Source organism: Clostridium sp. (genome assembly GCF_051654825.1).
Lineage (GTDB): Bacteria > Bacillota > Clostridia > Clostridiales > Clostridiaceae > Clostridium.
The window spans coordinates 1-9,015 of record NZ_JBOFYU010000037.1 but is presented as its reverse complement, the minus strand read 5'-3'; the positions used below and the strand labels follow the sequence as shown (position 1 = coordinate 9,015).

The 9,015-nt window shown below is 27.1% G+C and carries 9 protein-coding genes; 8 read left to right on the top strand and 1 reads right to left on the bottom strand.

Annotation, left to right across the window (positions count from 1 at the left end):
- The first annotated feature begins 143 nt into the window (after positions 1-143).
- The 5 genes from ACRDBA_RS02140 to ACRDBA_RS02120 all read left to right on the top strand — a co-directional run bounded on the left by ACRDBA_RS02140 (position 144) and on the right by ACRDBA_RS02120 (position 4,304).
- A complete protein-coding gene (locus ACRDBA_RS02140; RefSeq protein ID WP_438571292.1) occupies positions 144-917 on the top strand; it encodes a YlmH/Sll1252 family protein in 774 nt (257 codons plus the stop codon).
- 17 nt (positions 918-934) lie between these two features.
- Complete coding sequence (locus ACRDBA_RS02135) at positions 935-1,534, top strand: DivIVA domain-containing protein (protein ID WP_438571291.1); 600 nt, start codon at positions 935-937, stop codon at positions 1,532-1,534.
- A 127-nt stretch (positions 1,535-1,661) separates the two neighbouring features.
- The gene (locus tag ACRDBA_RS02130) at positions 1,662-2,573 is read left to right on the top strand and encodes an RluA family pseudouridine synthase (RefSeq protein ID WP_438571290.1); all 912 of its coding nucleotides are present in this window, start codon (positions 1,662-1,664) and stop codon (positions 2,571-2,573) included.
- 13 nt (positions 2,574-2,586) lie between these two features.
- Positions 2,587-3,123, top strand: coding sequence for a bifunctional pyr operon transcriptional regulator/uracil phosphoribosyltransferase PyrR (gene pyrR, locus ACRDBA_RS02125; protein WP_438571289.1), 537 nt, complete (start codon positions 2,587-2,589; stop codon positions 3,121-3,123).
- Between the two features lie 23 nt (positions 3,124-3,146).
- Entirely contained in the window at positions 3,147-4,304 is a 1,158-nt protein-coding gene (locus ACRDBA_RS02120) for a THUMP domain-containing class I SAM-dependent RNA methyltransferase (RefSeq protein WP_438571288.1), read from the top strand.
- A 25-nt stretch (positions 4,305-4,329) separates the two neighbouring features.
- Here the strand turns inward: ACRDBA_RS02120 and ACRDBA_RS02115 are convergent, their stop codons facing one another.
- Positions 4,330-6,069, bottom strand: a complete 1,740-nt coding sequence (locus ACRDBA_RS02115) for an Rqc2 family fibronectin-binding protein (protein WP_438571287.1) — start codon at positions 6,067-6,069, stop codon at positions 4,330-4,332.
- Between the two features lie 297 nt (positions 6,070-6,366).
- Here ACRDBA_RS02115 and ACRDBA_RS02110 point away from each other — a divergent pair, with 297 nt between their 5' ends.
- The 3 genes from ACRDBA_RS02110 to ACRDBA_RS02100 all read left to right on the top strand — a co-directional run.
- Positions 6,367-7,353 carry a hypothetical protein gene (locus ACRDBA_RS02110; protein WP_438571286.1) on the top strand — a complete coding sequence of 329 codons (987 nt, stop codon included), beginning with the start codon at positions 6,367-6,369 and terminating at the stop codon, positions 7,351-7,353.
- Between the two features lie 102 nt (positions 7,354-7,455).
- Positions 7,456-8,826, top strand: coding sequence for a GspE/PulE family protein (locus ACRDBA_RS02105; RefSeq protein ID WP_438571285.1), 1,371 nt, complete (start codon positions 7,456-7,458; stop codon positions 8,824-8,826).
- A partial coding sequence (locus tag ACRDBA_RS02100) for a hypothetical protein (RefSeq protein WP_438571284.1) occupies positions 8,807-9,015 on the top strand: 209 nt, incomplete at its 3' end. The genes ACRDBA_RS02105 and ACRDBA_RS02100, both read left to right, overlap by 20 nt.

Sequence of the window (9,015 nt, the reverse complement as noted above, 5' to 3'; positions counted from 1 at the left end):
TTTCATATATAAATATTGACGTTTAGGAGTAATTCTATACTGTCTTTTAAATTTCCAGCAGTCCTTTTTAAATTGTAGCAAGTTTAGGTACTGGAAATTAACTTAAAACTGTCTACAAAAGATATTATACGAGGAGAATAGAAGTGAAAGAGGAAAAGATAGCTATTATTAATAATTTTTCTAAGGAAGAAGAAAGGGATGCTGTTAGAGTTTATGACAAGATGAAGCTTGCATACGACAAAGACATTGCTATTTTCACTAATTCCTTCTATACTCCTAATATTTGGGGATATTTTCTTGAAAGATTTAACACTAAGTCTTTTAAAGTTGATACCTCAGGTGTTTTTGATGAAAGTGAAAGAAGGGTAGTATCTTTTAATAATACATATAATTTCGAATATCCAATAGTTTTATTGGAAATTGAAAATAAATCTAGTTTTTATGATCTTAAACATAAAGATTATTTAGGAGCAATTCTAGCACTTGGAATAGAGAGAGAAAAAATTGGAGATATAAAGGTTTTTGATAATAAAGCTTATGTACCTGTAATTGATGAAATCTGGGAGTATGTCTATAGTAATTTAACTTCTGTAGCTAAGGCAACAATAAGTATAAAAAAGATAGATGATATTAGTTTAATTCCAAAAAGAACTTTTGAAGAGGAAATTGTTAATGTTGCTTCTTTAAGAGTAGATAATTTTATTGCTAAAATAGCTAAGATTTCAAGAACAAAAGCTTTAGAGCTTTTAGATGGTGGGAAAGTATTATTAGATTATACTAAAGTTAAAAATAAAAGCCAAGAAGTATCAAAAGATTCTAGACTAACTATAAGAGGAATAGGTAAGTTTATAATTGGAGATATTGTTGGTGAAAGTAAAAGTGGTAAACTAAAAGTTAAGATAAAAAAATATACATAATTTATAGAGGTGATTTTATGAAGCTTACTCCAATGGATATAAACAACAAAGAATTTAAAAAAGGCTTAAGAGGTTATAATCAAGAAGAAGTTGATGAATTTTTAGACGAAGTAGTTGAAAACTACGAGGAATTATATAAAGAAAATTCAAGATTAAAAGAAAATTTAGCTCGTTTAAATGATCAATTAGAGCATTATATTAAAATAGAAAATACTATTCAAAATACATTATTATTAGCACAAAATGCTGCTGAACAAGCAAGAGAAAGTTCTCAAAAAGAAGCCGATATGATACTGAAAGATGCAAATGAAACTGCTAAAAAAATAGTTGATAAAGCAAATGATAGTGTAATTCAAATTAATGATGAATATGAAAGAACTAGACAAGAGTTTATTAAATTTAGAGCGAAATTTAGAAACTTTATGAATACGCAAACTCAAACTTTTGATGAACTTGAAAAGGAGTTAACAAAAAACTATAGTGTTATGGAGCCAATTGAAGAATTGGAATTAATTGGTGAAAAGCCATTACAACTTGTAGAAGAAACTCAAGAAGTAGTAGAAGAAGTTTATACTGATGATATGGATGAAATTAAAAGCTTTTTTGCAAAAAAATAACAAAAAAAATCCGTTTTAACGGGTTTTTTTGTTTTTTATAAGATATATATGCTTATTGTATTGAGTAACTAGGTTTAATATATTATAATGTGTTAAGAATTATATATAGAAGTGGAGATTCATATTTATGGATGAACTTATTTTAAAAGTTGAAGAAAAAGACAAAGGAACAAGAATAGATAAATATCTATCTGAAGTTATTGAAGGAAAATCTAGATCATTTATTCAAGGAATATTAGAAAAAAATGATGTTTTAGTGAATGAAAAAGTTGTAAAAAGTAATTATAAGGTGAGAATAGGCGATGAAATAAAAGTAAATATTCCAGAACCTATTGAATTAGATGTAGTAGCAGAAAATATACCTTTAAACATAATTTATGAAGATGCTGACGTAGCAATAATAAATAAAAACCAAGGTATGGTTGTACATCCGGCTCCAGGTAATTATACTGGAACTCTTGTAAATGGTTTATTATATCATTGTAAGGATTTATCAAGTATAAATGGTGTAATTAGACCAGGTATAGTACATAGAATAGACAAGGATACATCAGGTGTAATAGTAATTGCTAAAAATGATGAAGCTCATAACAATTTAGCAGCCCAATTTAAGGAGCATAGCATAAAAAGAGAGTATTATGCTTTAGTTGAAGGCAGGTTTGTAAAAACTGAAGGTACTATTGATAAGCCTTTAGGTAGACATAAAAGAGATAGACTAAAGATAGCTATTACTGAAGATGGTAGAAGAGCAGTTACTCATTATGAAGTCTTAGAGCAATATAATAATGGTACATCACTTGTTAAATGCATATTAGAAACAGGAAGAACTCATCAAATAAGAGTTCATATGGCTTCTATTGGGCATCCGTTAGTAGGAGACCCTTTATATGGATTAAAAAAGCAAAGATACAAGTTAGAAGGTCAAGTATTACATGCAAAGACATTAGGGTTTATTCATCCTAAAAATAATGAATATATTGAGTTTGATTCTGAATTACCAGAGTATTTCTCAAATATTTTAAAGACATTAAGAAAATAAGGGGGCTATTTAAGTGAAGTTAAAAGCTAATTTATTAGATGAAAAAGCTGTAAAAAGAAGTTTAATTAGAATTTCACATGAAATTATTGAAAAAAATAAAGGTGTTGAAGAGTTAGTTTTAGTTGGTATTAAAAGAAGGGGCTATCCATTAGCTAAAAGAATAGCTGAAAACATATATAACATTGAAGGTGTAGAAGTGCCTGTTGGTTATGTTGACATAAGTTTATATAGAGATGATATAAAAGAGATAAATGACTCACCTGAAGTTAATCATATTGATTTAGGTGTAGCTGTTAAAGGGAAAAAGGTTATTATAGTAGATGATGTTTTATATACTTGTAGAACAGTTAGAGCTGCTATAGATGCTGTAATTGACGCTGGCAGACCACAACAAATTCAATTAGCGGTTTTAATAGACAGAGGACATAAGGAACTACCTATAAGAGCTGATTATGTAGGAAAAAATATTCCAACATCAAAATCAGAAATTATAGCAGTTGAAATATTAGAAATGGATGGAGTAGACTCTGTAAAGATTTTTGAGAGCTAAATCATTTACGAAGGAGAATAAAAATGGAATATAATTTAATTGCTACAACTACCTTTGGATTAGAAGGTATAACAGCAAAAGAACTAAAGGCATTAGGTTACGAAGATTTAAAAACTGAAAATGGAAAAGTATATTTTACTGGAGATGAAATGGATATAGCGATAGCAAATATTCATTTAAGAACTGCAGATAGAATTTTAATTAATATGGGTGAATTTGAAGCTAGAAGCTTTGAAGAGTTATTCCAAGGAACAAAAAACATAAAGTGGAGTGAATTAATACCGAAAGATGGTATTATGCATGTTAATGGTAAATCTGTTAAATCTACTTTATATTCTGTTCCTGACTGCCAATCAATAGTTAAAAAAGCTATCGTTAAAAGTATGAGTGAAGCATATGGTATAGAAACTTTTGAGGAATCAGGGCCATTATATAAAATTGAAGTAGCTATATTAAAGGATAAGGTTACATTAACTATAGATACTTCAGGACCTGGACTTCATAAAAGAGGATATAGAGAAGAAGCTGGTATGGCACCACTTAAGGAAACTTTAGCAGCAGCTATGGTTCTTATATCAAGATGGAAAGAAAGTTATGAATTAGTTGATCCGTTTTGTGGTTCTGGAACTATATTAATAGAGGCAGCAATGATTATGCAAAATATTGCGCCAGGAATGTGTAGAAAATTTACTTGTGAAACATGGCCTACTATGGATGAAGAAATTTTTGAGCAAGTAAGAGAAGGTGCAGAAAGAGCAATAAAGCATAAAGATATTAAGCTTATTGGATATGACATTGATGGAAGAATATTAAAAGTTGCAAGAAGCAATGCTCAGAAAGCTGGAGTATCTAAATACATAGAATTCCAAAGACGAGATTTTAATGAATTCTCAAGTAGCAATAAATATGCTTTTGTTATTACTAATCCACCTTATGGTGAAAGATTAGGAGAAAAAGAAGAAGTATTTAATTTATATAAAACCTTTGGACTATTTAAAAGAAGATTCTCAGCATGGGAATATAATATATTAACATCATTTGAAAACTTTGAAGGGCCGTTTGGAAGAAAAGCGTCTAAAAATAGAAAGCTTTATAATGGTAAGCTTAAATGTTATTACTATCAATACTTTGATAATAACTTAATAAAAAATGATGGTGATATGTTAATAAATCATATATAAAAAAGAGCACTTTTTAGTGCTCTTTTTATTTTGAAATCTGTTCATTTTCTATTTTAAAAGATTTAAATTCTTGTGGTTCAGCATACATACTATAATTAGTATGATAAATTACCATACCAGGCTTTGCACCAGAAGGTTTTTTTAGATTTTTAACTTTCGTATAATCTACAGGTACCTTTGTAGAATTTTTTGCTTTACTATAAAAAGCAGCTATAGTAGCAGCTTCTTCAAATGTTGTATCTTTTATAGAATCTGTACATACAATTACATGAGAACCAGGAATGTTTTTAGTATGGAACCACATATAATTCTTATTAGCAAATTTTAAACTTAAATATTCGTTTTGGATATTATTTTTTCCGACATAAATATCTATTCCTTCAGAAGAAACAAAATGTAGTGGTTTAGATGTTTTTTCTTTTTTATTAGATTTATTTATTTTTCTAAATCTTAAATATCCTGTTTCAATTAATTCCTTTTTTATATCTTCAATTTCTAAGTAACTATCACAATTTAAAATATTAACAAGAACAGAGTTTAAATAAGTAAGTTCTTCTTCATTTTTTTCTAATTGTTCTAATGCCGATTCTTCAGATTTTTTTAGTTTATTATACTTTTTATAGAAAAATTGAATATTTTCAGATGGAGTTTTATTTTCATCTAATTTTATAGTTAAGTACTCCTCATTTTCAGAGTAAAAATTAAGTAAATGAGCTTCTTTATCACCTTTGTTAATTGTATATATATAAGAAGTTAAAAGATCGCCCTTAATTCTAAAGCTTTCTTTTTCATTACATTCTAATAATATGTTATTTAGCTTTTGCTCTTTTTTTAAACATCTTTCTATATTAGTATTAATAAACCTTTGAAGATCAATTGAACGATTATTTAATCTTTCTTGCTTGTCTTTAGTAGAGAAGAATTCATCTAATAAATTATGAGGATTTTGGAATGAAATATCTTCATAAGATGATGAGTAGTTGCTTAAAGGTAAACAGTAAAAATCCTTCACTAATCCATTTTCAGAGAAAATTTTATGTGATATATTTTCAGGCAAAGTTAAAACAAATTTTAACATTAACTCATAAATATCTTGAGTGCTAAGGTTTTTGTCTTTTGTAGCATTGTATAAATGTGTTGAAAGGGGCTTGCTTATTCCTGTAAATATATTAGAATAAAAGTTCTCATTTAAAGAAAGGTCATTTTCTTCTATATAATTTTTAAAGTCATTAAATGAAAAATCAAATGGATTAAGTTTTTTAGATTTTGGAGGATAAACAAAAGTTGTTCCAGGATATACAACTCTATAGCTATTTATATCTGGTGTAATATGCTTTATAGATTCAACTACCTTATTATCACGCTTTCTTACAAGGGTAATATTACTATGTCTACCCATGATTTCAATTATAAGAGTGTATTTACTGTCAAATCCAAGTTCATCAGTAGATTCAACCTCTATTTCTAAAATTCTATCTCCATCAATTTGATTAACAGAAGTTATTCTTCCACCAATTAAGTACTTTCTTAAAACCATTGTAAATAATGGTGCTTGAATAGGATTTACTTTTGTAGCTTCAGTTAAATGTATTCTAGGGAATTTAGAAGAGGCAGAAATTAGTAGTTTCAGGTTTTTTCTGTCCTTTCTTACTGTAATTATTATTTCATCTTTTTCTGGTTGATTAATTTTATCTATTTTAGCTCCTAATATAGAAGATTTAAAATCTAAAAGAAGGCTGTATAAATAAATTCCGTCTAATGCCATATAAATTCATCCTTTCATTAGTATAATTAAAAATAGTATAACATTTAAATCAATATTAAATCAAAGAATTTATAATAAAAATTAAATTATTATTAATAGATGAAAATGTAATCATATTGTAACGATTTTAATATATAATATATTTAAATAACAAAATTAAGCATTATATTTTTAAATAATATATGCTATTGTAGTGAATAATAAACAGGGGTATAATGATGAATGTAAGTAGAATTTAAAAGAAATTTATTTATAGAAAGATGTATATAGTCATAGTGGATTGGACGAGGTATTATAATGAAGAAAAGTAGAATATATGTTTTATTTATTGCTGCAGTATCATTTTCCTGTTTAACATTAACAGGTTGTGGAAAGGAAAATAATACAGTAATAGAAGAGAAAATAGAAATTAGTAGTGGTTCAGTTTTAATAGAGGAAAATGGGGAATATAAAAATTACAATTTAGAAGATGAAAAGTATAGTAAATTAGATACAGATAAGACTATCATCGAATATGACAAAGATAGTGGGAAATACATATATAATAGCAATGGAGAAAAATACCTTTATAATAATAAAGAAAGTATAAAAATAAATGAAAAAAATCCAATTAAACTTCAAATTTCTCCAAATGGTAAATTTATAACATATTTCAAAAACGAAGGTTATTTGCAATTAGTTATAATAGATGCAGAAACTGGTGAGGAGCTAGAATTTGATAGCATGGTAGCAATTTCTGGTGACTTAATAGACTGGATTGGGGAAGAACAGCTAGTTTACTATGGCATTGATGATGATAAAAATAATGGGTTATTTACTTATAATATAAAAACAAATAAAGAAGAACTTTTATATAAATTAGATGTTGGATATATTGAGTTTTTAGAAACATCTAGACATGGAACAGTATTTGTTCAAGAGACTGTTAATAGCGAGAAGATATTAAAGTTAATAGATTCAAATAAGGATGTAACAGAATTGACTAATGAGATAGTAGAAGTTAGTGATATTGAAATAACTGATAAGGGAGTTTATTTACTTGGTAAACTTAAGGATGATAATTATTCAGTTTATAAAATAGATAATGGAATTAAAAGATTAATATTTGATTTTCCAAGTATAATTCATTTAGATAAGGGGTTATCCTCTGATGATGAAGGAAATATATTATTTATAGGAAGTATAGATAGCTTTAATAATGAAAATATTTATAAATATGCTGATGAGTCAATAACTGCTATTACCGATACTGATTTTAAATATAATTTTGTTAAAATAAAGTAAAAAGACTAGTGATTAAAAAATCACTAGTCTTTTTATATATATTTTTAAATTCTAAGTATAAATATGAAATAAAAGGAAAATATCTTAATAGGAGGAGGTATTATGGTTAAAGTACAAAGTATTTTAGAAAGCATAGACCTTAAAGTTGGACGGAAAATAAATAAAAAAATATTAGAAAAAAATTCTTTTCTTCCCATTAAAGAAGATAATGATTTTGTTTATGTACTTGCAACGGAATTTACAGAAGAAATAAATAGTGAATTAAATTTTACATTTAGAAAAGCGTGTAAAACTGAGGTTTGCAGTAATGAGATAATACTGGAGATTATAGAAAAAATTTTTAGTGGATTAGAAGAAGATTTAGAATCAATGATATTAAAAAAAGCTATAAGTTTAAGAGCATCAGATATACATATTGAACCTAGGGAAACTGATGTGCTTATAAGAATAAGGGTAGATGGTATTTTAGAAATTGATAGAAAGATATTTTATCATGAATATGCTCCTCTTATATCTAAAATTAAATTATTAGCTGGAATGGATATTACTGAAAAGAGAAAGCCTCAAGATGGTAAGTATTCTACAAAAATATATAAAGTAAAGTATGATTTAAGGATTTCTACTATACCTACTGTTTATGGAGAAAAAATGGTTATAAGGATATTATATGGAATGGTATTAAATTATTCTATCGATAATCTGAACCTTTCAAAAAATCAAATCAAAAAACTTAGAAGAATAATATCACTTAAAAACGGATTAGTAATTGTAAATGGACCTACTGGAAGTGGGAAATCAACAACATTATATGCAATTTTACAGGAAATCAACAATCTAGAAATAAATATAACTACGTTAGAAGATCCTATTGAAGTAGTTATACCTGGAACAAATCAAATGAGCTTAAATGCAAAGTTGAATATTGATTTTGCAACAGGCTTAAGAAATATACTAAGGCAAGATCCTGATGTAATAATGGTGGGAGAGGTAAGAGATGAGGAAACAGCAGAAATTGCTGTAAGCGCTTCCTTAACTGGTCATAAAGTATATACTACCATTCATAGCAAAACTCCAAGAGATGTGTTCTTACGTTTAGAAGATATGAATATTAAGGAGTATTTGATTAGAGACTCTATTGTAGGAATTATATCTCAACGGTTAATAAGAATTTTGTGTGATGATTGTAAAGTAGTTCAAGGGAAGAGGATTATAGAGGATAAAGAAATTATACTATATAAAGGTGAAGGATGTAGTCTTTGTAATCATTCAGGTTATAAGGGGAGAAAGATGATTTCTGAAATTAAAGGAGGGTTTACGGAAATAAATTCAAATATTTTCCAGGAAATAAATGGGAATAAAAATGAGGAAATGATAGATGGAGTTAAGGAATTGTTCTTTAAGGGAGAAATAACTTTAAAGGATTATAATAGTTTTGTTTATGGAGAAGGGTTAAATGAAGCAGTACTCTATTAAATTTAATAAAAAACCTGACTATAAAAGCATGTCTATAATTGCAGGAAATATATCTAAATTATACAATCAAGGAATTCACTTCTTAGGGATAATGGAATTACTAAAAGAACTTCCGTTATCAAAGTCATATAAAGAAAGCATTACCAATATGGAAAGTTTAATAAGTATAGGAAAAAGTTTAGAAGAGGC